The sequence below is a fragment of the Agrobacterium vitis genome (assembly GCF_013337045.2).
GTDB classification, from domain to species: Bacteria; Pseudomonadota; Alphaproteobacteria; order Rhizobiales; family Rhizobiaceae; genus Allorhizobium; species Allorhizobium vitis_B.
Window position 1 is genome coordinate 26,456 of the sequence record NZ_CP118263.1, and the last position, 24,650, is coordinate 51,105.

Here is a 24,650-nt window from a genome sequence, read left to right on the forward strand (position 1 = left end):
TTCAAGCCGAAACGAAAAACTGAGGGTCGGGAAGCACGTTCAATGCGATGGTTAAACGATTGCCGTAGGAGAAGAAAGCAGAGACTTCCAGCACCTCCAGAATCGCGGGTTCGCTGAACCCAATTGCTCGGAGCCGGGCGAAGTCGTCACTGCCCACACTATGGGGCGTAGTGGCCAGCTTCTGCGCCAAATCGGCCAGCGCTCGCTCGCGTGGTGCCAACGTCACATCATTGTGGTTTCGAGCAATCCGGTCCGCCAACACACGATCTCCAAGGGCGGCTGCCAACGCCGGGCGGTGGTTGAACACGCAATAGCTGCAGCCTGTCGCTACAGACGTCACGACTGCGATCAACTCACGCTCGGATGCGCTGAGATGGCTGTTGCTCTGGTCGAACAGGTGCTCATAGAAGGCCATAATACGCAGAGCGGTACCCGGATTGGCAGACAGCGCCGTCAGGAAATTCGGGACAAAACCGAACTTCTTTCGAATCCTCACATGGATGTCGCGCAATTTCTGGGGCAGTTCGTCCTCTGTCGGAACGCGAAGACGCGAAACGGGCTCTTCCAACTGCCCGGTCGATACGGGAGATGACGTGACGGAATGGGGCGCTGTTGCCTGGCTCATAATGGAGAGTCTCCCGATTGTGGGGTTGAAGTCGAGATCGCTGTTAAAATCCCTTTGCGGCGACTACGTCCCGATCGCCACGATGCGTCGAGTACCAATGAGTCCGCCACGCCAACGAATCTTGCAAAGATCGCCATGTCATTCGGCGGCTAGCGCTGCCGGAGGAAAGACGCCGAGATGGATCTGGCCAATGAGGTCGTGGGTCGCGTCGCTGTTCGGCGGATGGAAGGGGCCGGAACGGACGTCGCGCGTCAGCCGCTCCAGTTCGTTTCGACGGGGCAACGAGCTTGCGCCGGCAACCTTGCTGGCGCGATCAACGATCCGGAGTGCCCCATCGACAGCGTGCTGTTTGGCGCCAAGCAACTTGGTTGGCCAGAGTAGCCCGTGATCCACGCCCTCGGTCCATTCCGCCGCTACGCGGCTGAGAAAAGCCCAAATACTATCGAGTTCTATAGAAGCCTTGGCGATTTCGACCTGTGTTTGCGGATGATGGGCATAGGTCCGACCGGAGAGTGCCGGAGAAACGCGGGATTTAGCCGTTTCCACCGCGATGTCGAACGCGCGATTGGCAATGCCGTAGTACACAGCACCGATCGGAAGAACAGCCGAAGCAATGATGCCGTCAATAAAAGGATCGTTCGGCGGGCCGGCTGGAAGCACGCGCGTTACATAAGGTTTTGCCGCGATCACTCCCTCCAGGATTGTATCATCACTCCGCGTCGCGCGCACGCCATGCGAATCCCAGGTTTCTCGTGTGTGGTGCCCGGGATCCTGCCGGCGAATAAAAGCGTGGACAATTTTTGGTGTGGCTGGATCGCTTGCATCGAGTGCATGGATTCCGAGCCAGTCCCAGACGGGTGAAAGAGAGGTAAAAATCTTCCGTCCGTGAAAGCGGTAGCCACCGTCGGCGAGTGGTTCGGCCACAACGTTGGAGCCTGCGAGGCCAAGATCGTTGCCTGGCTCGCCATGGCCGGCTGCAAAGATCCGACCCGCTGCCGCCTCTTCGAGGATCCAGTCGGTTGAGTGATCGCCACGCCGCCAGAGATAAGCAGCAGTACCGATCCAATAGAGGTGCATGTTGATTGCCAGTGCCGTGGCGGGTGCATGATAAGAAAGCCGCGCCTGTTCGGCCAGTACCTGTGACAGGGTCAGCCCCCGGCCCCCGAATTCCACCGGCAGTGCTGCCTGTAGGTACCCGACTGCTTTGAGATCGGCGAGATCCTCAAAAAAGAAGCGGTTTTCCCGGTCATAATCCGCAGCGCGACTTTGAAAAGTGTGAAGCAAGACTTCATCAAGGAGATGTTGGCCTGCCTCCAATTTTGCATCAAGGGAATAAGTGCCCATACTGATCCTTTAGTCCTCCTTAAGTCTTAAACGGACTATTGGAAAATCGGTTATTATGAGAAGAATTTATCATCCGGAAGGATCCCCAAAGATATAGTGACCCTGTTGGTGTGATTGAACCAGGAAGCTGTTTCAACAGCTTCCAATAATTCTTCATCGGAAAGCTCAAGATCCCTGAGCTTCTCGAAGTCGGCTTGCGAGATAGTTTTGGGGCTTAGAGTCACCTTGACCGCCAAATCAGCCAAAGCCCGCTGTCGCTTTGACAAGTCGGCGAGGTGGTAGTCGAGCGCGACCCGACGAGCAAAACCCGGATCATTGAGCAGGTCGCCAAAGGCGCGCGTGTGATGAATCTCGCAAACGCCACATCCGTTCGTCGCTGAGACAACCACGGCGATTAACTCGCGATCCTGTAGCGGCAACCGCCTGCTCGTCGCCGCGAACAGATGCTCGAAATGACCGGTGAAGCGGCGAGCTGTGTCAGGATTGAGCGAAAGCGCCCGAACCCAGTTCTCATGGTGGTGACGATCAACTAAAGCCTGAATATCTTCAGGCAGTTCGGATTCGTCCGGAATGCGCAAACGGGAAATCCGCTGGCTCCGAGCCAGCCCGTCGATCGTTGTCATGCCATTCTCCGTCGATATTGAGGGGCCGACTGAATAAACAGTAGTCAGTTCTTCATTGATACAGTTTATAAAATCTATAGACGAACTAGATGAATCCAAATTCGATCGCGCGGAGAGAAAAACGTTCTCATCGCCGCTGCTCCGGGAACGATGTCGTCATTTTACAATGTCTTGCAGGCTGACCCGGTCGGCTCGACCCAAAGCACGCCTCCACAAAAGCTGTCCTCGAGACAATTGAAGCCACGGTAGAGGATATTCCGAACCACCGCCTACATTCCCCGGATGCAGAGATCTGGGTACAGGCCGGTGTGTTGGCCGGCTTGCTCTTCCGGCTGAGCAATCTGCCCAAGGGGCAGGGAACGAGCGCTGCTTCCTGAATGACGCCCTCGTGTTCCTGCAGGCGCGTCAATTGGGGGCGAGCGTGCTGACCGGCAACGTCCGCGTTTTTGATTTCCTCACCCAGATTCTGCCGACCGGACGGATCATCCTCTATCGAGCACCGCCGGGAGCGCAGACATCATGAACGTCACGGTCGGGCCTCCTGTCGATATTCTCCACGAACTGGAACAGCTACCGTGGGCGCCGGCGCCTGACTCGTTGCAGTCTCGAATGTTGGGAACTGTTGCTTCGTTCAAATTGCTTTTCTCTATGGCGATCAATAAACTGGATTTTAACCAGTTCTTGGGGAGAGGCGTCTATCTCTCGAAAGTGCCCAAAAGTCACCGCGAGAGGAACACGATGACGCAAATGTGGACCGTTCAATCAGAAGGAGCTCGACCGATGAACCGAGCTCAGTCGTCATGACCACGGCGCAGCAGTTGATCTCGCTGCTGAAGAGCCACGTCGAAGGCGACGACGAGCAGTTCCTGACGATTGCATTGCAGGCTGCAGCGAGTGAGGCTCGCAGAGGCCATGGAAAGGTGGCTGTGCAACTGCGCGAGCTTGTCGATGCAGCGCGCGCCAACAAGGACCGTACCTCCGGGCGCAAGAAAGCCCCTGTTCCTATTGCGCAGCCACGCGGTGATCTCGCGAATCTGGTTGCGGTCCGCTACACTGACGTTCGGTTGTCGAGCATGATCCTTCCAGCAGAGCTCGAAGCTCGTTTGAAGCGCGTTATTCTCGAGCAGCGACAACAACATAAGCTTCGCAGCCATGGGCTGGCCCCACGGCGCAAACTGTTGCTCATCGGTCCCCCCGGATCCGGAAAAACCATGACGGCCGCTGCGCTCGCCGGTGAACTCCATACACCGTTGTTCACCGTTCAGCTCGATGGTTTGATGACGAAGTTCATGGGGGAGACCGCCTCGAAGTTGCGGCTTGTGTTCTCCGCCATGGCTGAAACCAAAGGCGTCTACTTCTTCGACGAGTTCGATGCCATCGGCGCGAAGCGCGCAGAACGCAATGACGTGGGCGAGATCCGGCGTGTCCTCAATTCGTTCCTTCAGTTCCTGGAAGAGGATGAGAGCGACGGTCTGGTGGTGGCGGCGACCAATCACCCGGAATTGCTCGATCCAGCGCTCTTTCGGCGTTTCGATGACGTCATCGAGTATGCATTGCCGAGCGTTGAGGTCGCGACCGGGATTTTGCAGGCGCGCCTTTCCAGCTTCGACACCCGGGATATCAACTGGACAAAAGCGGTTACAGATGCTGCCGGTTTGAGCCAGGCCGAGATTGCTCGCGCTGCGGCCGACGCCGCGAAACTCGTCGTCCTGTCCGACCGGGACCGCATCACCCAGAACGATCTGTCCCTCGCGATAGCCGAACGCAAAGGAGCGGCGTCGCAATAATCGATGGCAGAAGAACCACCGCGTCCACTCCCACACGTTTATTTGCCCGGTCACGGGAACATCCAGGACTACACCGCCAGAGGCGGAGGTGGCGGCGCAACCGTGCCGGTGCGCGATAGGGCTCAGCATGCTGTAAAGCTGACAGAAGCCCTTACCCGGGCAGTGGCAGACGCGGAAGCACAATTAAGAGCTCGCGAGCCCGACCTTGCGGGTGGAACGCCAGGTTTCTATCTTGAGTTCGAGCTCCCTTCATCCCAGAGCGAGATCGTCGATAAGCTCGAAAACCGCCAGGGCAAGTTTCCGATCGAACTTGTTAGCGTTCGCCCGATAGGGGAGGGAGGGAACGCGATTGCCGCCACCGTCTTCGTCCCCGAACGCCAGCGCGACTATTACCTCAAGAAGGTGGCCGAATATCGCGACCAGGACCGGATCCAACGGATCGAGGTCGACGGTGAGATCGTCGAAAGAAACAACGGACCCAAGAATGAAGTGCTCGTGGCCTCGCTTGAGACCGCGCGTCTTGCGGTGGCCAGATCCCTCTATACGGATGACGAGGCGTTCTTTCCGCTGCCCGGTACGGCCATCTGGTGGGAGGTCTGGCTGCGTCTCGGGACCAGAGACACCTTTGCGGCTGCGGCAGAGCGACTGGAGCTTCCAGTGCGTGAACACGCCCTTCAGTTTCCGGAGCGGGAGGTGTTGATCGTCCACGCGAGCGCCGAAACCCTCGGGCGGATCATTGCGCACACCGACACGATCGCAGAGCTAAGAACCGCACGCGATACACCGGCTTTCTTTATGGAGATGGACGGCGCCGAGCAACGCGCCTGGGCCGCGGAGACGGCGGGCCGCATTGTGCCCCCCGATGGTGACCGTCCCGCCGTCTGCCTGCTCGATTCAGGCTCTACCCGCCGTCACCCTTTGATCCTCCCGGCGCTCGCAGCAGTGGATCAGCAGGCATTCGATCCCGGCTGGAACGTCGAAGACACGAGCAATCAGGGGCACGGCGGCCATGGGACCCAGCTTTCCGGCGTTGCCATTTATGGTGACCTGACCGATGTTCTCGCCGGAGCCGGGCAGATCATCCTGACGCACCGACTGGAGTCGGTAAAGATTCTGCCCGACCACGGTGCAAATGACCCCGATCTCTTCGGCGCCATCACCGCCCAATCGATAGCGCGTGCCGAGATCGTTGCACCGAACCGGCCTCGCGCCATCTGCCTTGCCCTGACCAGTGATGGCGATCACTGGCGCGGCCGTCCGTCGTCGTGGTCTGCGGCTCTCGACGCACTCGCCTATGGCGCCGATAATGCGCCACGCCTGATTGCGGTCTCCGCCGGCAACATTCGTGAGGATATCCATCAGAACGATTATCTCGTCCGCAACGACATCACGCCGATCGAAAGTCCTGCCCAGGCGTGGAATGTGCTCACGGTCGGGGCATTTACCGAGAAGACGGCGATCACCGACCCTGTCTTCAACGGATGGGGTGTCATGGCCCAGGTTGGCGATCTCATGCCACGTAGCCGTACCTCCGTCACTTGGAACTACGATTGGCCTCTCAAACCCGATGTCGTCTTCGAGGGCGGCAATCTGGGCGTAGATCCGGCGACGCTAATCGGCGATCACCTCGACGATCTCGCGCTGCTGACGACCTATCGGACGCCCGAGAACCGGGCGTTCACCACGACGGGCGAGACCAGTGCGGCGACCGCGCTTGCGGCAAGGATGGGTGCGCAGGTTCTGGCTCAGCGTCCTGATCTGTGGTCCGAGACGGTCAGAGCGCTGATCGTCCATTCGGCCGAATGGACGCCGACGATGAAGGCCCATCTCGGCGGGATCAACAAGAATGCCTTGATGCGGCGTTACGGTTTCGGGGTTCCATCACTGGTGCGCGCCCTTGGAAGTCTCGATAACGATGTCACCATGGTCATCGAGAACGAGATGCAACCATTCAAGACCGTCGGCAGCAAGATCGAGACCAAGGACATGGTCCTGCACGCGCTTCCCTGGCCGACGGCGGAGCTCGAGGCTCTTGGTGAAACCCAGGTCCAGTTGCGGATCACGCTCAGCTATTTCATTGAGCCCAATCCCGGGGAGCGTGGCCAAACACGCCGTCACAGCTACGCTTCGCATGGAATGCGGTTTGCGTTGAAACCGGGCGACGAGCGCCCCGATGTCTTCTTGCGTCGCATCAATGCCGCGGCCGGGGCCAGGCCGCCGGCAAGGGCGGCGGGAGACGCAGGCTGGACGCTTGGTCCCGTTCTTCGCAATCGGGGATCGCTGCATGGGGATATCTGGGAGGGAAACGCCGTCGAGCTCTCCCAGCGTGACGCTATCGCCATCTATCCGACTGGCGGATGGTGGCGCGAGAATACAGGTCAGAGAAGGGGTGATAGAGCGGTTCGTTATGCACTTGTCGCAACGGTGCGAACTGCGGCTGATGTCGATCTCTACACACCGATCAGCACCCCCATCCTTCCAGAGGTGGTGCCCGAAATTCTGATTGAGACTTAGACCCTCCCGCATGGGAGATATCGGTGAACATCCCAGACATGTCGCCTTCCAGTCAGTCACCCGACTCGGATAGCTCATAGGGTTCCGGCGCCACCGCCGTGAAGGAGAGATGTGTGCCTTTCCCCGACTGATCAGGGCACACGCGTGCTCGGCAGATACCGACGGCGCCGGGCCAGTGGAGGCGGCTGATCCGGCCTTATTCGATGGGGCCGGTACGGTCGCACGCGACGCATTGAAACCCTCCCAGACTGGCGAAGGTGCAGCGCGAAAGCGCAGCACGCGGCAAGAAAGCGGAACCGATTGAAGCCGTTCCGCCACCTTCTCCAGGCGTTCCCGCCGTTTCTGACGATGCAATCCGCCTTGATGAGGAGATCAGACTGCTGGGGGAGCAGCTGGCGCGCAATCTTCAGCTGCAAAATGCACAAGAGGATGCCGGAGCGGTTCGAACGCTGAACGTGTCATTGTCTCTGACATTCAATCGAGCTAATGTGCCTTGGCTCGGCGCATTCTGGATCCCCGCCATCGACGCCATTGCTCATCCCCACATTCGCACTACAAACCCGAGGGGAAACGTCAGTGTCGTCGGTTGTCGGCTTCTATTTAGATTCATATTCCAAGGCGCCCATTCACTGACCCGCAAGCGCTGCGTATTCGACCTGAGCCGATCCAACGGACTGATGGCCGATCAGTTCGGCGTAAAATCCACCCAGGCTCATCAGATCACGGTGTTTTCCCCGCTCGACGATCCGCCCATCCCGCATCACCAGGATCTGGTCGGCTGCCCGGATGGTCGAAAGGCGGTGGGCAATGATAATGGTGGTCCGGTTGACCATGAGCTCATCGAGCGCGGCCCGCACATGTGCTTCGCTTGCTGCGTCAAGGTGCGAGGTCGCCTCATCCAGGATCAGAACAGGCGCGTTCTTGAGGAATGCCCGGGCGATGGATATCCGCTGTCTCTGTCCACCGGATAGCTGAACGCCCCGCTCTCCGACAGGAGTTTCGAGACCAGCGGGCAATGACGCAAGAAAATCCGTGAGAGCAGCCCGCTGGATGGCGAGGTCCAGGTCGTCCTGAGTGGCATCTGGACGAGCGAGCCGAATGTTTTCAGCTAACGTCGCATTGAAGAGGTACGTATCCTGGGCGACGAGCGCGATATGTTCGCGGAGACTGTCGAGCGTGATTTCGCGCAGATCATGGCCGTCGATCGTGATGCTTCCCTGCTGAGGATCCCAGAAGCGGAGCACCAGGTTTGCGATTGTCGTCTTCCCGGCTCCCGACGAGCCGACGAGAGCGATCCGCGCCCCGGCCGGCACCTTGAAATCGATCTCCTCAAGCACGGTAGATCCGGCTTTGTCGTAGGAAAAGGTGACGTTCGAAAATTCCAGCTCAGATCCACCGGCTGTTTCGGGCAGGAGCATTGGACCGTCGACAACCGGAATGGGCTCGACATGGACGGCATGAACGCGCCGCGTGGACGCGATCGAGTCTGCCAGCTGTCGTGCCGCCTGCGCCAGTTCCGACACGGGCAGGAAGGCTGCGGACGATAGCAAGGCGACCAGCGGGAGAAGCGTCGGCTCGAACGCATGGCTATGGATCATGAAGGCCGCAGTGACCAGCACTGCCGCAGATCCGAGGGCGGATACCACCTCCTGCCTGGCCGTCTGGAACGACAGGTCCGCATTGAGCGCCACCCGAATACGAAGCAGGCCGTTTCGGCTACGTCATCGATGAAGCGCGCCATGCAGCCTACGACGGCCCATCAAGCCTTGCCTCATGGAAGGGGAGGACGGCGGCATGAACCGGTCCATCGATCGACAGGCGGAATTGCGGCGCATGGAAGAAGCGTGCCGGCAGACGCGGCATCAGCTCGACATGATCGAGCACCAGATCATTCGCAGGATGACCGCGCTGATCCCATCGCTTGGACGGCGCAAATACGGATATCGCCGCGGCAGGCCTCCTGAACCCGAAGCCTTCCTCACCCGCTACCGCTCAAATCTTGCGGCGATCACCGCGCAGCGCCAGCCAGAGATCGATGCTCTGGCGCGCAAGCTTATGCGGCAGCAGTCCGCGATTGCGGCATTGCAGGAGACGATACCATGAAGCGCCATGAACCGCTTCCGTCTCTCACGGATCAGGAGGTAAAGGCGCTTCAGCATTACGCAGCGAGGCACGGCCGATCATGGAAGCGCATCCTCAACACCGTCTGGATGGGCGAAGGGCGCTGCGATGACGACCAGATCCTTCGCAAGCTGCGCAACACGCACGGCCCGACCTGGCTGGACCGCTATCGGCTGCCGAAACCTTGAGCAATCGGCACAGCCCTGATCAACGCTTGCGCACGAACTCGGTGCGCAGGACCAGGCCTTTGATTGCGTCATGCCGGCAGTCAATCTCTTCCGGATCGTCTGTCAGCCGGATCGAGCGGATCACCGTGCCCTGCTTCAAGGTCTGGCCGGCGCCTTTGACCTTCAGGTCCTTGATCAGCACGACGGAGTCGCCATCGGCCAGCACGTTGCCGGAGGCGTCGCGCACTTCTGCGGCTTTTGCTTTTTCGGCGGAAATCTCGGATGCCGGACGCCATTCGCCGGTTGCTTCGTCATAGACATAATCGTCGCCGCTATGATCGCTCATCTGCGGTGTTCCTTTCGCGAATACTGTTGGTCGGTCGTAACGCCAGAGGCGCGTCTATCGTGGAAAGCCGGCGCAAGCAAATCAGGGTGTTCTGACAGGCACATCGGGCATATCGGCGATCCATTCTGGCGACGCGGAGCAGCAGTGACGTCAGCATGGAAGGACCAGCTTGCAGGCGCGGGCCTGGCGCGCGTTTTGCATGACCTCCTTTCCGGCTTCGGCATCCGGGATCAGCCCCTTTGCCGTTCTGTCCTTCGGTTTCGTGGCGGTCTGAACCAGCGCCCGTCCGGTTCAAGGCCGCTGTCGCGCCGCGGGGCGGCCGGTCATGCCGCTCTCGACAAAACAGGCACGCGGGCTTCGCAGAACCGTGGGTTCCGCTTGCCCGCCCACCTGCTTCGCTCGTTCTGGCCTGCCCGGACCCTGAACCGCCCGGCTTGCGCCGGTTCTTTTCGACCGCACCGAAGGACAGAACGGCCAAGGGGCCGAACCCTTCGGGCAAACCGAAAAGGAAACCATCATGGCAAAGCCCGCAACCCCTTCCCGTCAAGCTTCTCGCCCTGCCGCCCGTGTCGTGCAGCTCCGCAAGGGCGCCACGATCGAAATGGTCCGCCTGACATGCCCCGACGAAGCGCAGGCGCTCCGGATCGCCGAAAGCTTCGGAACGGCCATCCTCGACAGCGACGGCATCCGCGACATGCACGAGCGCCTTATCGTCGAAACCGCGACCGGCCTCTCCGATGGCCTCGGCGAACGGGCGATGCAGATCCATCTCCAGCGCATCGTCGGCGCCTATGTGGGATCGGCCCATGGCGCTGGCCAGTTCTACAGCAAGGCCGTCACCGAAGCACGCGATGCGACCGCCAAGGGTGCGTCGGACGCTCGCGACGAGGATCTCGATGGCCCCGTCGGTTACGACAGCGCCGCCCAGCGCAAGCGCGAGTTCGCAGCCGACATGGGTATTCAGGCCCACGCGCTCCGCCTGGCAGCTGAAGGCGCCGTCGCAGCCTACGAACAGATTGTCGGCGAAGCGTGGAAGCCATTCGATCGGCCGGTCGACAACCCCGGCCAGGCGCTCGACCGCAAGGCGGCCGCAGCACAGATGGACGCTCTTGGCTGAGACGTCTCCGGCGGAGCATCCAGCTCCGCCTTCGTCGGGACGAGGCCGCCTCACTCCGAGGCGGCCATTTTTTGTGTCGCCGTTGGAGTAAAGCTCAATGGGGATACAGAAGAAAGACGAAGAGACGCGGGGCGACATCGCTGCCCCGTCCCGTTCGTCGGTCCTGCAGGAGCCGGCGGCAAGCCGCAACGGCTGCGCCGTCCTCCACTGGCGTTCCGGCCGTTCCGGTGCGCCTTCGCCCCGATCGCTCCTGCTTTCGGCCCTCCGCAACGGGGCCGCGATGGGCGCGGCCTCCTGAAACGGAGGTTTGGAAATGAGCAGGAAAGCAGCAAACACGCGGACCGACATTTATGCACGCATCACCGACAGGATCGTCGCCGATCTGGAAAAGGGCGTGCGCCCGTGGGTGCAGCCGTGGAGTGCGGCCAATCTATCGGGCCGGGTGAGCCGGCCGCTTCGTCACAACGGACAAGCTTACACCGGCCTCAATGTTCTGCTTCTGTGGTCGGAGAGCGTCGCCAGTGGTTTCATGTCGTCAACATGGATGACGCTGCGCCAGGCAAACGAACTCGGCGCTCACGTGCGCAAGGGCGAGAGCGGCGCGACCGTCGTCTATGCCAGCCGCTTCACCAAGACCGAACCCGATGCGGGCGGCGGAGAGGTCGAGCGCGATATTCCCTTCCTGAAGGCCTATACAGTTTTCAATTGCGATCAAATCGATGGCCTTGCAGATCATTATTACAGTCGCCCCGAACCGATCGCGAAACCGCTCGAGCGTATCGAGCATGCCGATCGCTTCTTCGATAACACGGGTGCTGTCGTCCGTTACGGCGGCGACAAGGCCTATTATTCTCCTGCCTCCGACCACATCCAGCTGCCGCGGCCCGAACAATTCCGGGACATGGCCTCTTTCGTTGCGACGAGAGCGCACGAAACCTTGCATTATGCCGTAAGTCCGATTATGCCGCATGGCCAATTTTCAGGGCGGAAGCTCCTCCAATTGGCCATGCAGCTGGTCGGCATAATCAGAGCCGTCAAGAGTGGCGACTATCGCGTGACAAGACGACAGTGCGCGTTCTAGCTTGTCCGGTGTTAAGCTGCCCCGGTACTGCGACTTAAACCATCACGTCTTGCAAATATTGGTCGACGTGCTCGGTCCAAAGCGCTGGCTTGAACATCAATGCGTGGCCCATGGGTGCCGCCACAAATTTTCCCTGTCCGCCCGCGGCCTGAAACTTGTCAAAGTTCCCCCTACAGTGTGCTATGCTGTAGTATTGATCTGAGCTGCCATGCAGCCAAAGAGTTGAAACTTCTGCGGATGCGCCCCGCTGGAAAAGCAGTGGGTTGACCAATGCATGTGACGGGCACCCTGTTCCCAGCCAGCCTCCATTGAAATTGATGGAACCGCGAAACGTCTTTGGCCTCATGCCAGCATAAGCGATGGCCAAGATACCCCCGCGTGAGACGCCCCCGATGACAAGCTTTTCCTGATTTACGTCAGATCGACCGCGCAGATGGTCGACTACCGCATCGACGTCCTCAACGGCCCGCTCGAAGCCGGCTATGGCTATTTCTGCGTCGCAGGAATAGCCGGAACCGTCTAGGGCAAGACCTTCACCATAGGCTCCGCCAGATTTTCCCCTTCCTCGACGTTGAGGGAACAGTGCCAACCATCCCCGCTCGACAAAGTAGTTTGCCACAATCGCGGGAGCCACCGTTCTGGAATAGAGGGATCTATTCTGCCCCCTGCCGGTCGAGCCGTGGTTGAACACAATCGTTGGAAACGGGCCTTTGCCAGTGGGCTTCGCGGCGACGATCTCCAATCGAGCTTCAGACTCAGCTGAGGGTATGAATAACTTATCAAACTTCATTGAGTGTGCCGCCGGAGATGTCTGCTCAGTTCGCAGTTATCATTTTGGTCAACGGTCCGAAAGGGGTCGGAAGCTGTCGAAGATCTGCTTAACAGATGTGTCTTTGGCGTGAAGATTGCCGCTCCAACAACAAGGAGCGCTAAAATGTCAATATCCGGCCATACCACCTGCCTTGACGCTTACCTGGCGTCATTCGAGCAGACTTTTGCTGCCAGGAACTACAAACCTGCGACCCTCGAAAACTATCGTCACCACCTCCGACGCTTTGGCAGACTTCTGGAGGTCGAGGGCATCGCGCCATCGGAGCTGACGGCGGATATTGCCGTCGAATTGGGACGGCGATTGCCAACGTCACCCAAATCCCAGATCAAGGTTCCCAACCTTGCCACGCTGTTCGTCGAGCACCTGATCGAAATCGGCGTGGCGACGCGACCGCCACTCACTGCTGCGCAAGCCGAACGCCAAGAGCTTCTCTGCAACCTTGAGCTTTACCTTCTGCGGCAGCGCGGCCTCAGTCCGCGGTCCGTCAAACACGTGCGGGGGTTTGCCGCCCGCTTCCTGGTTCATCGCTTTGGAGACGGTGGGCTCGATCTTGCTGTGCTCGGCGCCCGCGACGTCGTTGCGTTTATGGAGCATGTTATCGCGCGCAAGACGCCCTACCGCGACAAGACGTTGTCCACGCATCTGCGCGGCTTCTTCCAGTATCTGTTCGCCCAAGGTCTCACTACCGCCAACCTATCGCTCTGCGTGCCCAGGGTGCACAAGCCCTGGGGCGAGAGGCTTCCGAGATATCTGTCGCCCGATGAAGTGGAGGCCGTTCTGGCATCGGTCGCGACCAATCCGCGGCGAGGCGCCCGCGACTACGCCATGTTGTTGTTGATGGCGAGGCTCGGTATCCGCGCTCCGGAGGTCATGGCGATCCAGCTCGATGATATCGACTGGCGAGCTGGAGAGCTTCTCGTTCGCGGAAAAGGTCAACGTCACGACCGGCTGCCAATCCCGCCCGACGTCGGTCAGGCAATCAGCCGGTATCTGCGGGAGGAGCGGACTTCGACGACAACCCGCACACTGTTCGTGAGCCATCGGGCGCCGAACCGCCCGTTCAAGGATAGCCAGATCATCAACTCGATTTTGCGGGAGGCGTTCGCGGCAACCGGGGTGAAGCCGCCAACACCATATGTCGGATCGCATGTCCTGCGCCACAGCCTTGCGACAAACTTGGTTCGCTCCGGTGCCTCGCTGGAGGAGATCGGCGATCTGTTGCGGCATCGATCGCGTGCAACAACGATGATCTATGCGAAGCTCGACACGGATGGATTGCGCTCCATCGCCCAGCCTTGGCCGATCACGGAGGCAGCACAATGAGCTTCATTGCTGAACAGCACCGTTACATCAGTATGAGAAGGCGGCTGGGTGCCGACCTGAGTACAGACGAACGCATATTGCGTCGCTTCTCCGCCTTCGCCGACAGCAATGGTGCCGAGTACGTCGATACCAGATTGATCATGTGTTGGCTCGAAAGCCTGTCATCCGCCAGTGCAGGAACACGAGGCACTCGCTTCCGGGTGGCTCGTCAATTTGCCCTCTGGCTACACGGCATGGATCCTCGGCACGAGGTTCCGCCCCAGGGATTAGTGCCTGCTCATGTCCAACGTGTACATCCACACATTTACAGCGACGCCGAAATCATTGCGATTATCGAGCATGCCCGCACGTTGCCATCAGTCTACGGCATGCGCGGTCTCACCTGTTCGACGCTCTTCGGCCTGATCGCCGTGACCGGACTTCGGATTAACGAAGCCTTGCGTCTCGACCAGACCGATCTCGATGTTGAATCCGGCGTCCTTCGTGTTCGCTTCGGAAAGCTCGGCAAGGAACGAATGTTGCCCCTAGATCAAACCGTCGTGCACCAACTGGAGACCTACGGGCGTGAACGGGACCGGCTATTAGGTCACAGATCAGAGCCTATGTTCGTCACGTGCGATGGCCATCGTCTCGGCGATTGCGGCGCCCGCTACAACTTCGCGCTGGTCTGCCAACAGATTGGTTTGAGGCCGAGGCAGGCTTACAAGCGCCATGGGCGCGGGCCACGCATTCACGACCTTCGTCACACCTTCGCGGTTCGGACGCTGCTAAACTGGTATCGTTCCGGCCAGGATGTCGGGCGCGAGATGATCAAACTCACGACTTGGCTCGGTCACGCGAGCCCCGCCAATACCTATTGGTACCTGGAGGCGGTTCCGGAATTGCTGGAATTGGCTTCCGCCCGCATAGCAAGCGCAGCGGAGGGGATTCGATGAAGGCGAGCAGTTTCCCCGCGCTGATCCAACGCTTCTTCACTGACCGGCTCTGCACACAGATGGAGGCAAGTCCCCACACCATCGCCGGTTACCGGGATACATTCCGGTTGCTGATACGCTACGCTGGCTCACGGCGTGGAAAGCCGCCCACGAAGCTGACGATCGAAGATCTTGACGCCGATCTTGTCGCCGACTTCCTGACCCACGTCGAGACGGCGCGCGGTAACACGGCACGAACCCGCAATACGCGCCTTGCCGCAATCCGCTCATTCTTCCGATACGTTGCGATGACCGATCCGACCTGGCTTCTCCATTGCCAGCGCATTCTCTCGATGCCAAGCAAACGATACGTCAAGCGAAGCGTGACGTTCCTCGACGCAGACGAAATAGCAGCCCTCATGGCCGCGCCGGATCGGACGACGTGGGTGGGGCGCCGCGATTACGCCCTGCTGTTGCTTGCGCTTCAGACCGGATTGCGGGCATCCGAGCTGATCGGTCTGCGCTGTAAGGACGTGGTTTTGGGAGACGGCGCCCACATCCGTTGTATCGGCAAGGGGAGAAAGGAGCGTAGTACGCCTCTCCGTCGCGATACGGCAAAGCTGATCCGGGGTTGGATTGGGGAGCGTAGTGACAGCGACAGTCCCCTGTTCCCCTCGATCCGGGGCGAACGGCTCAGTCGTGATGCATTGGAACATCTGGTGCGCAAGCATTGCCTCACGGCATCCCGAGCATGCCCGAGCCTGGCAAGCAAACGGGTTACACCGCACACCTTGCGGCATAGCACCGCGATGGAACTGCTCCATCACGGCGTCGACCAATCCGTGATCGCGCTCTGGCTTGGTCATGAATCCGTGGAAACGACCCAGATCTACATCCACGCCGACATGCGGTTGAAGGAGAAGGCGCTTTCTCAGGTCGCGAGACCGGAGGCCCATCTAGGGCGGTATCGACCCAACGACGAACTGCTCGCGTTCCTTGAATCGCTCTGATTATGCCGAACCGCCGCATGGCTGAATGGGAAAGTCTCCGCGCTGAAAATTGGCCATGCGGCATAATCGGACTTACGGCATAATGTCCATTGGGCGGGCGGTCCTGCCCGGCTGAACAGGGACCTGAGCCGCTATCACAAGGATCGCCGCGAGAGGGCCTTCGAAGAGATGCTGGTGGAGCTTGGGGCAGCGATGATCTGCGCCGATCTGGGTATCGTGCCGGAGCTGGAGCCGCGCCCGGATCATGCCGCCTATATCCAGAGTTGGGCCGAGATCCTCGGCTCTGACAAGCGGGCGATCTTCAATGCGGCGGCGCATGCGCAGCGCGCTGTCGCCTATCTGCACGACCTTCAGCCGCAGGCAGCCTCCGGACAGGAGGCGGCCTGATGCTCCAGGTGTCGAACTTTACCGGGGAGGGCGCGTCCTCGCCGATCCGGCTGCGGGCGCTTTCGCTCGGCGCCGGCGTCCAGTCCACCACCATGGCGCTGATGGCAGCGCATGGTAAGATCGGGCCGATGCCCGATTGCGCGATCTTTGCCGATACCGGTTGGGAGCCAAAAGCCGTCTACGATCATCTTGAATGGTTGATGTCGCCGAATGTCGTTCCGTTCCCGATCCATGTGGTGTCGGCCGGCAATATTCGCGACAATCTCATGGACGCCGTCGCCGGCAAACGGTGGGCTTCGATTCCGGCTTTTGCAAAAACCGTGACGCCAGCCGGGAGCGCACGACCGGTTCTCGATGAGGACGACGACGGCGAACTCGTCCAGATCGGTTCCCGCGCGACATCGCGCGAGACCGTATCGATCGGCATGATGCGCAGGGCCTGCACTGCGGATTACAAGATCGTGCCGATCCGGAGGAAGGTCCCGGAATTGTTCGGGCCTCAGGCGCAAGCGATCACCTGATCATGCGGTCGCGGAGCAGTGGATTGGCATTTCGACAGACGAGGTCAGCCGGATCAAACCCTCATTCGAGGACTGGCAGATCAATCGTTGGCCGTTGATCGAACAGCGCATGAGCAGGCGCGATTGCCTGGCCTGGTTGCGCCGTCATGATTATCCGACGCCCCCAAAATCGGCCTGCATCGGATGCCCGTTTCACGATAAAGGACGCTGGCGCCACATGCGTGATCATGATCCGGAAGCCTGGGCAGAAGCGGTGATAGTCGATCGAGCACTGCGGACCGGCATTCGACGCATCCGTGGCGAAGTTTATCTTCATCGCTCATGTGTTCCTCTTGACGAAGCCGACCTGTCGACGGCCGCCGATCATGGCCAACTCGATCTCTGGCCCATCGAATGCGAAGGCATGTGTGGCGTCTAGGGCAGCCTTCTGGCGCTGCGGTGACGGATCCGCTCCATTTGGAGCGGAAGAGGCACCGCCATATGGTGGAACTCTGCCGTGAAAGACGCCGGCCCAGTCAGTTCCTGAAGCGGGGGACATGTTCCATGCTGACCAGCCGTTGGGGTGTGGGGCGCTGAGGGCGAGTGCGATTGCAGCATAGCCGAGGCCTTGCCGGTTGGGAGGAGACACCATCCAGTCGAAGATGGCTCTGCTGTCGAACAGTCGGTAGTGCAGACGCACCCATCGGCGATGGCGTCGAAGGGAACTGCAGGTCTGCAGCCGTGACGTGGTGTGAGCATGGTCCCGAAACGATTGTGCCAGCGGCGTGCTGGTGGTGAGTTCAACGATTGGTCTCGCGGCATGTCGTGGTCGATCCGGTTCGGACAGGCCACACCCACGCAGACCTCGATTGATCTGGTGTGACCGAAGGACGCCTTCGTCTCGATCGCCTTGGCCGCAACGGCCATACGCAACTTTCTTCCCCTGCGAACAGGTTCGCATTCCTCGCGGGCCAAGAAAGCCGCTCCCGGCCGTCCTCCACTTCGTTCCGGCCGCCAGCGGTGCGGCGTCGATCGCCGTCGGTCTTAACACCGTCATCGAGGACGCGATGGGCGCGACCCGAGCAAACCGGAAAGGTTACGACAATGGCAGTCATCGGCGAATTCACCACCAACGGCAACAACTCGATCATCGGCAACGTGCGCACGCTCACCGTCAGCATGAAGGCCCGCCTGAACCCCATCGAGCGCGTCTCGCGCGACGCTCCGGACTTCCGCATCACCGCCGGCAACGGCGTCGAGGTCGGCGCCGGCTGGAAGGTGGTCTCCAACGACGGCGAGGAATACATCTCGGTCAAGCTGGACGACCCGAGCTTCAACGCCCCGATCACCGCAGCCCTTTGGCCGGGCGAGAAGGAAGGCGACTACGCCCTCATCTGGAACCGCCCGAAGCGGGAGGCCTGATCCACGCCGAGGAGCTCCGCCGAAAGGCGGGGCTCTTTTCAGTGAAAGGAAGCTGCAACAAAGTCGCGTGGCTGCGGCGCGCTATTCACTCAGTCGCGATAGATTGCACAGCAGACGAGATGACGCTAAGGGCATTCTCGTCAAGAGTAATGATACCATCCTGTTTTTCGCCGATCAGCTTTGGCGTTGCACCGCTGTTGTCCCAAATCCAGGCTCTGTCAGCTCGTTCGAGAAACCAAGGGAGTTGAGCGAGAGATCTTACGTAGCGTGCACGCACCTTATCGGCAGGCACGTCATGCCCACCCTTCGCAACACGAAGTTTGATACGCTCGATCGACCGCTCCGGGCTGTCCAAAACGGTGTAGAAAAGCCATACGGCAAATCCCAAAGCTTCAGCTGCCTCAACCAGACGCCGATACTTATCCGTCGATAATACGGTCTCGACACCGATTGTTTTATGAACGGCTATGGATGACTGGATCCACGCTTCGATGCGCTGAACTGCAACCAAGTTGGCTTCGGGAAGTGGCTCCTTCTCCACTTCACTGATCCGGGCGGCTAGAAGATCCGGATTGACAATCCATACGGACCGCCCTTCCAATTCGAGATCCGCATTTGCGTAGACGCTACTCTTGCCGGATCCGTTCGGTCCAGCGACGATCAGAAAGACGGGCTGTTCAAGCTTTTGCAGGAGCACGATCGACGACGCCAGTCACAGCCTTGTTGTCACGGCGCGCCTTGGCCACATTCTTGCTAAATACATAGGTAAGATCTTGTCCGAATGTTTGGCTTTTCGCGTCGATCGTGCGCACGGTGACGAACTGCCCGCTACTCGAATCGCGAACTCGTTTCTCCGTGACCGCCTTGCCACGCACTCCGGACTTTGGGCCACCAAGCTTTTTGACGACGACTTTTGCCATGTCTGCTCCAATCTTTCGTTTAATATAGCAAGCATTATCGAGGACGAAAAGGCCAATCCTCTTAAGGAGCACTCGCAATTGATCAGGTGTCGCCGAGCAAGTTGCGGACGGGATCGCTGGTCGGTAGCCGGGTGATTGAGAGCCGAGCGAGGAGGCTGCAGAAGCATCTGGCAAAGGCCGACCCTCCCCGATCAGATAGTGACGAATATCGAGTGTTTCCCAGTTGTTGACGTGTGCCGACGAACTGAACTTGTCGATGGTGCCATCGCGCTTAACCGACAACGCGTGAAGCATCAACAGTGCCGACGCAGCAGATCGGATATTGAGCCTGTAAACGAACTGGTTCTCATACATATCCCCTGTGTGCGATGTCAGTCTGACCAACATCGAGGGGTTGGTTTTGAGCCACTGCGCAGCATGAAAAAAATGCTCGATGCCGCTGCGCTCTATGCACTGGCATATGCCCAAACCACGCGCCATCTCGACCAGTCGATCATAAGCCCGGGCAACGGAATTGGTCTGGGCGCTGACCGCAAACCCGGAGTTCGAAACACGATGTGGCTTTTTAGTCCCGAATTCATCCACGGCAGCGTTTCCATCTTCATGCCGAAGCTGGTCAACGGGTAAAGTACGAACCCCGGGCGCTCGATCCCGGCCGACGCGAGACCGCTCAGGATTTTTGCCGGAACACCACCACCACCTTGCTTGGCGCAGGCGAAAACGTGCTCATCCAGGAGAGACGTTCCGACATAGATCTCCCTGGACCATAACAATCGGGCCATCGCCGCGCGAATATTTACGATATGGTGCTCGATTGCGCCACGTTCGCTGTCGCTGAGTTTCTTCTCATCGGTAACCAGATGATCGAGCGAGTTGAACAGGTTGAGCTGATTGTGTTTGCTGGCAAGGAAAGCGTCGGACTGGTTGACCGACTTCGACTGCGGAGTGACGACTGTGGCGATTGTGGGATGACGCAACTGCTCACCATGATTAGCGATTAAACAGAGAACGCCAAGCGAACCGGCAACGGGTCGCTGTTGACCAGATTTCACGAATTGCTGATGAGCTGCGTCCTGCTCTTCTCCCAAGCCTCGTTTAGGTCATTGAGATGCCGCTCGATCCAGGCGACAATCTCTTCCCCATATCGACCGGAACTACCTTCGAGCACTCTAAGGGTCACGAGGTTGAATGCCACGTTGATTCCTCCGCCGCGAACGACAACGTTTGCTGGCATTGCAAGATTGGCGCAGGTCACAACGGCGCTGGCGCGGTCATATCTGTGCCGAGAACCGAGAAGATCGCGCAATTCGGAGAGAGCTTTTTCGTCTGCGGCGTAAATTCCAACCGCCTCAAGCTCGCGACGGCCGTGTTGTTCGAAGTCATAAGGCACGTAGCCGTCTTCGGTCCGGTATAATACTTCTTCAAATTCCTCGGGAACAATGGGCCGAAACGAAAGAAACCATGTCTCTTCCTTCGTTGCTGTCATCGACATCATTCTTTCCAGCTCCGAGGCGTTCAGACCGGCGACGGTCTGAACGCAGGAAAGGCCCATGAGCTTCGCGAATTTCGGACCGTCATTTTTTCGGGACCAGGCGGAGTAGTTGTAAAGCTTGCGATCCCGAGTCGGAATTTTGACCTTAATTCTGATGCGCGTCTTATCAGCCGTCCAGACACGACCCTGGCGGAGCTTCGTTTGCTCTACCTTTTCGACATACGGACGATGAACCGGATCGAGTTGTTCTCCTGTCGTCAGCCCATGACCTTCGTGGCTTTCATCGGTTGTCAGCCAAACGACATCGCGCAACGGCTCTCCAGATCGTCTCTTGACGTGACCTAGGTTGAGCTGAGAAGCCAAAATCCCCTCAGCGAGGGAAACGGAAGTATGATGAAAGAGGATCATTAATATCTCGGAACAGAGAAGACTTGGAGTTGAAACGTCCTATAGACCATCGAGAATAGATTGTTTACCCCTAATAGAGTTATTGTCACTTTGGTCTGGCGCGAAACCATGTGCATGAAAGGGAACGCAAGAAATTCCGATTCGATGCTTTGTCGTGTCTATTGTCCTTCTCCGCAAGGCCGCCACGGGAGTTTCATAAAGAAACCGGCCCGACTTGCGATCAGCTCATCGACGGGACTGGTAGGATCACAGCCGTGACATGGTAAGAGCCCCGAGGCCAAAGACGATACCGTGGCGGATCGGTCTTGAATTCGCCGATGTTTTTTTCGCAACTGTACCCATCCGGTCCCGGACTGGGCGCACTTGCGCGGACCTCGATGGATCTGGTGTGACCGAAGGACGACTTCGTCTCGATCGTCATCCCGCAACGGCTCCGGTGCAGGCTGGAAGGCGGTCTCCAACGACGGCGAGGAATACATCTCGGTCAAGCTGGACGATCCAAGCTTCAACGCCCCGATCACCGCAGCCCTGTGGCCGAGCGAGAAGGAAGGCGACTACGCCCTTATCTGGAACCGACCGAAGCGGGAGGCCTGAGCTTCCACCGAGGAGCTCCGCTAGACAAGGCGGGGCTCTTTCTCTTTGCGACAGATAAACCGGTCGCGGGTATCGAGCCCGTTCCCGACTTTTCTGGTGCCATCAGATCGACCCATGGTGCCGGGAGCCAATGCCGGCATCAAGGAGAGCGGTACCCCCAAAATGCCAGCGCATTTCGGCTCTCCACTCCCGGCTCCGTGAGTCGCGTTCGCGATCCTTGACCCCGCCATCGCCTCCCGACCTGCGGCGTCTTCTTTCAAAAACGTCAAGGAAACGCCACCGAACCAGCAGCACAGGGACGTCAGCCGTTGAGCGCGTCCTTTACCGCCTTGCCTGGCGTGAATGTCAGCTTCTTAGACGCCGCAATCTTGATCGTAGCACCCGTCGCCGGATTGCGTCCGTCTCGTTCCGGGGTTTCCTTGACCTTGAATTTGCCGAAGGACGGGATGGATGTTTCCGTGCCAGCCTGGGCTGCGTCCGCAATCTGTTTGAAGACGCTTTCGACGATGGCCTTCGCCTGAACCTTGGTCAGGTTCTGTTCGGACGCGATCTTGTCGGCGATTTCGTTGGTGGTGGTCATGGAAGAATAGTCTCCTCTATCGATTGGTGTTCTTCTGGTATGACAACGAAGATGTGGCGGGGATAGGGGCGTAAAAGCTGGATTTGCTGCAAGAATGGCGAAAACCACAGGAAAATTCGGGTTTGGATCGCGGGCGCCGGCTATTCGCTGGGCTGAACGCTGATATAGCCCCGTCGCTTCTTTGTGCGCTCGATGCGTGCAAGTGCCGTATCCGCATCTTCTTCGCTATCGAAGGTATCAACCATTGTCTGCCCGCTCGATCCAATCCGGCCCCAGTTACGAATGACGGAGGCGCCGCCGAAGAGCGTTGGCTGAATCGCAAGCATATAGAAGCGCCGCATGTTCTGCGTCGTATCGATGCGGTGAAGATGAACCAGGCCAGTTGCGTCTTTTTCCATGGCTGGATTCTCGCTTCCTTTGGAGGGAGCGTCCAATGACGATTCTGAATCAATCAGGAAGTATCGATTCATCTGTGTGATGAGTTCGATCGGGAATGGGCGAGGCGACTTCGCCGCACTGGCTCTATGCGCGAGCGCACCGAACCCGCTCAGCAGTTCCGTCCCATGCGGGTCACGATCCTCTCGTCACCCAACTCTGGTTGGCTCACCCAAGTCAATCGGCAAAACTGCGCATGCAGCTCTCATTATCGATCGGCAACGCTCAGCTTTGCTTGGCGGCTCGTCGCTTCTCGGCGGCCTTCCGCTTGTCCTCGAGCGCCTGTTGCTGGGCCATGACGGCGGATTCATTCGGATCGCGGGCTTGTGCCTGCTCGCCCCACGAACCTGGAGCGTCCCGGAAGAACATCTCGCGCCGTGCGTTGAGATAGGTTCCGGGGAGAAAATCATCTGCTGTCCAGTCTTTGATCTCTTCGAGAAACGCGCCCTCTGCGTCCTTTCCCTTGCCTGCCTGACTATTGGCCGCGTCCCGAAAATAGAAATGTTCGTGGAGCCTGAGGAACTCCGTCAGATAAATATCGGCGACGCGGGTATTGCCTCTGATCAGGACCATGTTCTCGTCGTTGTTCTGAAGGCTGTTGGCGGAGAAGTTCGCTGATCCGGTGCAGATCAGGGGATCATCAGATAGCGGGTCGATCATCAGGTATTTGGTATGAATGAAAAAGATGTTGCCGCTCTCACGGGTGTGTTCCTCGCGCCAGAACCATTCCCCGAGCGGAAAATTTTTGATGTCGATGGTTCTGGTGGTCTTTTTCCCGTTCGGCAGCGTGATCATGATTTTCTTCTTGCCCAGCACCGCCCCATAGGAGGTGGTCAACATCGGGTCACGACCGTCTTTACGAAAGGCCGCAATCAATTCTGCCGGTGGACGCGATTCCATCACCAGCATGCGCAGGCAATCACGCTTTTGCGCCAGAGCGGAGATCAGAAGTGGGCTGACAGTGAACGCGACGGTGAACATCGCAAGGTCGCGTGCGTCGAGAATCCTGTTACCATACCAGAATAGCATTGCGAGATCGTCGCGCGCGCAAAAGATCGGGGAGATTGAGCCGGGCTCAACAACCTCCTGCGGTTGGGGCGAGATGGTTTTCGTTTCTTTTCTAACCGGTGCGCCTGTCGGGTTTTTCGATAGCAGATCCCAGTATTTCTTGTAACGATCAGCCAGCATTGGATCGCGGAACAGGTGACCAAGATTGGACTGTCCCAAAAAACCCGACATGGTAATGTTCGTCGAGCCCGTCCAGAGGGCCAGTGGCTTGTCGGATTTCGAAGAGTGGACGATGAATTTGTTGTGCGGAATGGTAGGTCGTGTCCGTTCTATCAGGACATCTTTGCCGGATAGTTTCGTGCCGATCGCCTTCTTGTTCGCCTCGGTGGCGTGATAGATAATTCGAACGTTGACGCCTCTCTTCAGCGCATCGTCGAAAGCATCGATGATGGGCTGATAGCTGAACTCGTAGAGGCAGGCGTGAAGCCACTCCCCTTTCTTGGGTGCCTTGATATAGGCAAGGCAGGCTTCGAGTAGCCCACGCGAGAGCCACCGCGTCTTGATATTGTTGAGGTCAAGCACTTCTTCTTCTGTCGGAGGGATATTGCCGAACTCGCGTGCATAATGCTGGCTCGCAATTGCTCCTCGATTGAACCAGATTCCGTGCTTGCCGTCGTCTTCGTCTTCTGTCCGGATTTTCAGCGCGATCATACGATGTTTATCAAGCTGAAGATCGCCTACCGGACCATAGGCGGGAAATATCTCGTACTGATAATCGGTGCTCGGCTCCGCTCCATAATCCGACCAGAAGAATTTCTGGATCGGGTGTTTGTCCGTCCGGAAGATCTTGAATCTTCCGTTGATCTTCTCCTTCGGCTTGGGTTCGACCGTCCTGAACACCTTGCTCGACTGGAGCCACTTCACGCTTGTAACCGTTTCGCCGTCGGGTTTCTTGAGATATTCGGAGCGGCGGATCGAAAATCCTCTCAGGCTATTTCGCGTGTCCCGATCGGCATCGAATGCTAGAAGGATCGAACGCGTGCCGGTGATGGCGCGAACCTTCAGGCCGTTGTTTTCCTCAAAATACCGCATGCCGTTCC

Annotated in this window: 21 protein-coding genes and 7 pseudogenes; 16 read left to right on the top strand and 12 right to left on the bottom strand. The window is 58.8% G+C overall.

Going from position 1 to position 24,650, the window contains the following annotated elements:
- Nucleotide 1 precedes the first annotated feature (1 nt).
- From G6L01_RS27475 to G6L01_RS27485, 3 genes are all read right to left on the bottom strand, one after another.
- Nucleotides 2-625, bottom strand: a complete 624-nt coding sequence (locus G6L01_RS27475; RefSeq protein WP_081344243.1) for a peroxidase-related enzyme — start codon at nt 623-625, stop codon at nt 2-4.
- Between the two features lie 138 nt (nt 626-763).
- Complete coding sequence (locus tag G6L01_RS27480; protein ID WP_070167499.1) at nt 764-1,969, bottom strand: acyl-CoA dehydrogenase family protein; 1,206 nt, start codon at nt 1,967-1,969, stop codon at nt 764-766.
- A 53-nt stretch (nt 1,970-2,022) separates the two neighbouring features.
- A complete protein-coding gene (locus G6L01_RS27485; protein WP_070167498.1) occupies nt 2,023-2,592 on the bottom strand; it encodes a peroxidase-related enzyme in 570 nt (189 codons plus the stop codon).
- A 185-nt stretch (nt 2,593-2,777) separates the two neighbouring features.
- Here G6L01_RS27485 and G6L01_RS27490 point away from each other — a divergent pair.
- From G6L01_RS27490 to G6L01_RS27500, 3 genes and pseudogenes are all read left to right on the top strand, one after another.
- A pseudogene (locus tag G6L01_RS27490) lies at nt 2,778-3,115 on the top strand (hypothetical protein); the annotation flags it as partial.
- A gap of 277 nt (nt 3,116-3,392) precedes the next feature.
- Nucleotides 3,393-4,379, top strand: coding sequence for an AAA family ATPase (locus tag G6L01_RS27495; RefSeq protein ID WP_045231753.1), 987 nt, complete (start codon nt 3,393-3,395; stop codon nt 4,377-4,379).
- A 3-nt stretch (nt 4,380-4,382) separates the two neighbouring features.
- The gene (locus G6L01_RS27500; protein ID WP_070167496.1) at nt 4,383-6,893 is read left to right on the top strand and encodes a S8 family peptidase; all 2,511 of its coding nucleotides are present in this window, start codon (nt 4,383-4,385) and stop codon (nt 6,891-6,893) included.
- A gap of 626 nt (nt 6,894-7,519) precedes the next feature.
- On the opposite strand, the pseudogene G6L01_RS27510 reads toward G6L01_RS27500, so the two are convergent.
- Nucleotides 7,520-8,257, bottom strand: a pseudogene (locus tag G6L01_RS27510) (ABC transporter ATP-binding protein); the annotation flags it as partial.
- Nucleotides 8,258-8,586: 329 nt separating this feature from the next.
- On the opposite strand from G6L01_RS27510, the pseudogene G6L01_RS28220 reads away from it, so the two are divergent.
- From G6L01_RS28220 to G6L01_RS27520, 3 genes and pseudogenes are all read left to right on the top strand, one after another.
- A pseudogene (locus G6L01_RS28220) lies at nt 8,587-8,691 on the top strand (DUF7007 domain-containing protein); the annotation flags it as partial.
- Nucleotides 8,688-8,996, top strand: a complete 309-nt coding sequence (locus G6L01_RS27515; RefSeq protein WP_070167551.1) for a hypothetical protein — start codon at nt 8,688-8,690, stop codon at nt 8,994-8,996. The pseudogene G6L01_RS28220 and the gene G6L01_RS27515, both read left to right, overlap by 4 nt.
- Nucleotides 8,993-9,202: a hypothetical protein gene (locus G6L01_RS27520; protein WP_070167493.1), complete on the top strand. Its 210-nt coding sequence runs from the start codon at nt 8,993-8,995 to the stop codon at nt 9,200-9,202. The genes G6L01_RS27515 and G6L01_RS27520 overlap by 4 nt, the downstream gene beginning before the upstream one ends.
- Before the next feature lie 19 nt (nt 9,203-9,221).
- Here the strand turns inward: G6L01_RS27520 and G6L01_RS27525 are convergent, their stop codons facing one another.
- On the bottom strand, nt 9,222-9,527 hold the full coding sequence (locus tag G6L01_RS27525) for an alkylphosphonate utilization protein (protein ID WP_070167492.1): 306 nt from the start codon (nt 9,525-9,527) through the stop codon (nt 9,222-9,224).
- A 517-nt stretch (nt 9,528-10,044) separates the two neighbouring features.
- Between G6L01_RS27525 and G6L01_RS27530 the strand changes: the two genes are divergently transcribed.
- Together G6L01_RS27530 and G6L01_RS27535 are read left to right on the top strand one after the other, a co-directional pair.
- Entirely contained in the window at nt 10,045-10,644 is a 600-nt protein-coding gene (locus G6L01_RS27530) for a hypothetical protein (RefSeq protein ID WP_071205634.1), read from the top strand.
- A gap of 313 nt (nt 10,645-10,957) precedes the next feature.
- On the top strand, nt 10,958-11,725 hold the full coding sequence (locus tag G6L01_RS27535) for an ArdC family protein (RefSeq protein WP_234887848.1): 768 nt from the start codon (nt 10,958-10,960) through the stop codon (nt 11,723-11,725).
- A 34-nt stretch (nt 11,726-11,759) separates the two neighbouring features.
- On the opposite strand, the gene G6L01_RS27540 is transcribed toward G6L01_RS27535, so the two are convergent.
- Nucleotides 11,760-12,515, bottom strand: coding sequence for a dienelactone hydrolase family protein (locus tag G6L01_RS27540; RefSeq protein WP_070167489.1), 756 nt, complete (start codon nt 12,513-12,515; stop codon nt 11,760-11,762).
- 144 nt (nt 12,516-12,659) lie between these two features.
- On the opposite strand from G6L01_RS27540, the gene G6L01_RS27545 reads away from it, so the two are divergent.
- The 7 genes and pseudogenes from G6L01_RS27545 (at nt 12,660) to G6L01_RS27575 (ending at nt 18,113) form a co-directional block, all read left to right on the top strand.
- Nucleotides 12,660-13,880 carry a site-specific integrase gene (locus G6L01_RS27545; RefSeq protein ID WP_070167488.1) on the top strand — a complete coding sequence of 407 codons (1,221 nt, stop codon included), beginning with the start codon at nt 12,660-12,662 and terminating at the stop codon, nt 13,878-13,880.
- Nucleotides 13,877-14,815 carry a tyrosine-type recombinase/integrase gene (locus G6L01_RS27550; RefSeq protein ID WP_060716546.1) on the top strand — a complete coding sequence of 313 codons (939 nt, stop codon included), beginning with the start codon at nt 13,877-13,879 and terminating at the stop codon, nt 14,813-14,815. Before G6L01_RS27545 ends, G6L01_RS27550 begins: the two co-directional genes overlap by 4 nt.
- The gene (locus tag G6L01_RS27555) at nt 14,812-15,804 is read left to right on the top strand and encodes a tyrosine-type recombinase/integrase (protein ID WP_060716547.1); all 993 of its coding nucleotides are present in this window, start codon (nt 14,812-14,814) and stop codon (nt 15,802-15,804) included. The genes G6L01_RS27550 and G6L01_RS27555 overlap by 4 nt, the downstream gene beginning before the upstream one ends.
- Before the next feature lie 84 nt (nt 15,805-15,888).
- A pseudogene (locus G6L01_RS27560) lies at nt 15,889-16,191 on the top strand (zincin-like metallopeptidase domain-containing protein); the annotation flags it as partial.
- Nucleotides 16,191-17,130 (top strand): annotated as a pseudogene (locus G6L01_RS27565) (hypothetical protein). The pseudogenes G6L01_RS27560 and G6L01_RS27565, both read left to right, overlap by 1 nt.
- Nucleotides 17,131-17,448: 318 nt before the next feature.
- Complete coding sequence (locus G6L01_RS27570; RefSeq protein ID WP_267967336.1) at nt 17,449-17,574, top strand: hypothetical protein; 126 nt, start codon at nt 17,449-17,451, stop codon at nt 17,572-17,574.
- Between the two features lie 221 nt (nt 17,575-17,795).
- On the top strand, nt 17,796-18,113 hold the full coding sequence (locus tag G6L01_RS27575; protein ID WP_060716549.1) for a DUF736 domain-containing protein: 318 nt from the start codon (nt 17,796-17,798) through the stop codon (nt 18,111-18,113).
- Between the two features lie 85 nt (nt 18,114-18,198).
- On the opposite strand, the gene G6L01_RS27580 is transcribed toward G6L01_RS27575, so the two are convergent.
- The 3 genes and pseudogenes from G6L01_RS27580 to G6L01_RS27590 all read right to left on the bottom strand — a co-directional run bounded on the left by G6L01_RS27580 (nt 18,199) and on the right by G6L01_RS27590 (nt 20,837).
- Nucleotides 18,199-18,810 (bottom strand): ATPase, encoded by a 612-nt coding sequence (locus tag G6L01_RS27580; RefSeq protein WP_060716550.1) that lies wholly within the window; start codon nt 18,808-18,810, stop codon nt 18,199-18,201.
- Between the two features lie 394 nt (nt 18,811-19,204).
- Nucleotides 19,205-20,010: pseudogene (locus tag G6L01_RS27585) on the bottom strand (hypothetical protein); the annotation flags it as partial.
- Between the two features lie 71 nt (nt 20,011-20,081).
- Nucleotides 20,082-20,837 carry a DUF4160 domain-containing protein gene (locus G6L01_RS27590; protein WP_234614006.1) on the bottom strand — a complete coding sequence of 252 codons (756 nt, stop codon included), beginning with the start codon at nt 20,835-20,837 and terminating at the stop codon, nt 20,082-20,084.
- Nucleotides 20,838-21,368: 531 nt separating this feature from the next.
- On the opposite strand from G6L01_RS27590, the pseudogene G6L01_RS27595 reads away from it, so the two are divergent.
- Nucleotides 21,369-21,527 (top strand): annotated as a pseudogene (locus tag G6L01_RS27595) (DUF736 domain-containing protein); the annotation flags it as partial.
- Between the two features lie 301 nt (nt 21,528-21,828).
- Here the strand turns inward: G6L01_RS27595 and G6L01_RS27600 are convergent.
- From G6L01_RS27600 to G6L01_RS27610, 3 genes are all read right to left on the bottom strand, one after another.
- Nucleotides 21,829-22,107 (bottom strand): HU family DNA-binding protein, encoded by a 279-nt coding sequence (locus G6L01_RS27600; protein WP_060716553.1) that lies wholly within the window; start codon nt 22,105-22,107, stop codon nt 21,829-21,831.
- A 140-nt stretch (nt 22,108-22,247) separates the two neighbouring features.
- Nucleotides 22,248-22,505, bottom strand: coding sequence for a WGR domain-containing protein (locus G6L01_RS27605; RefSeq protein ID WP_060716554.1), 258 nt, complete (start codon nt 22,503-22,505; stop codon nt 22,248-22,250).
- Nucleotides 22,506-22,767: 262 nt separating this feature from the next.
- Nucleotides 22,768-24,642, bottom strand: coding sequence for a phospholipase D-like domain-containing protein (locus G6L01_RS27610; RefSeq protein WP_060716555.1), 1,875 nt, complete (start codon nt 24,640-24,642; stop codon nt 22,768-22,770).
- Between the last annotated feature and the right edge of the window lie 8 nt (nt 24,643-24,650).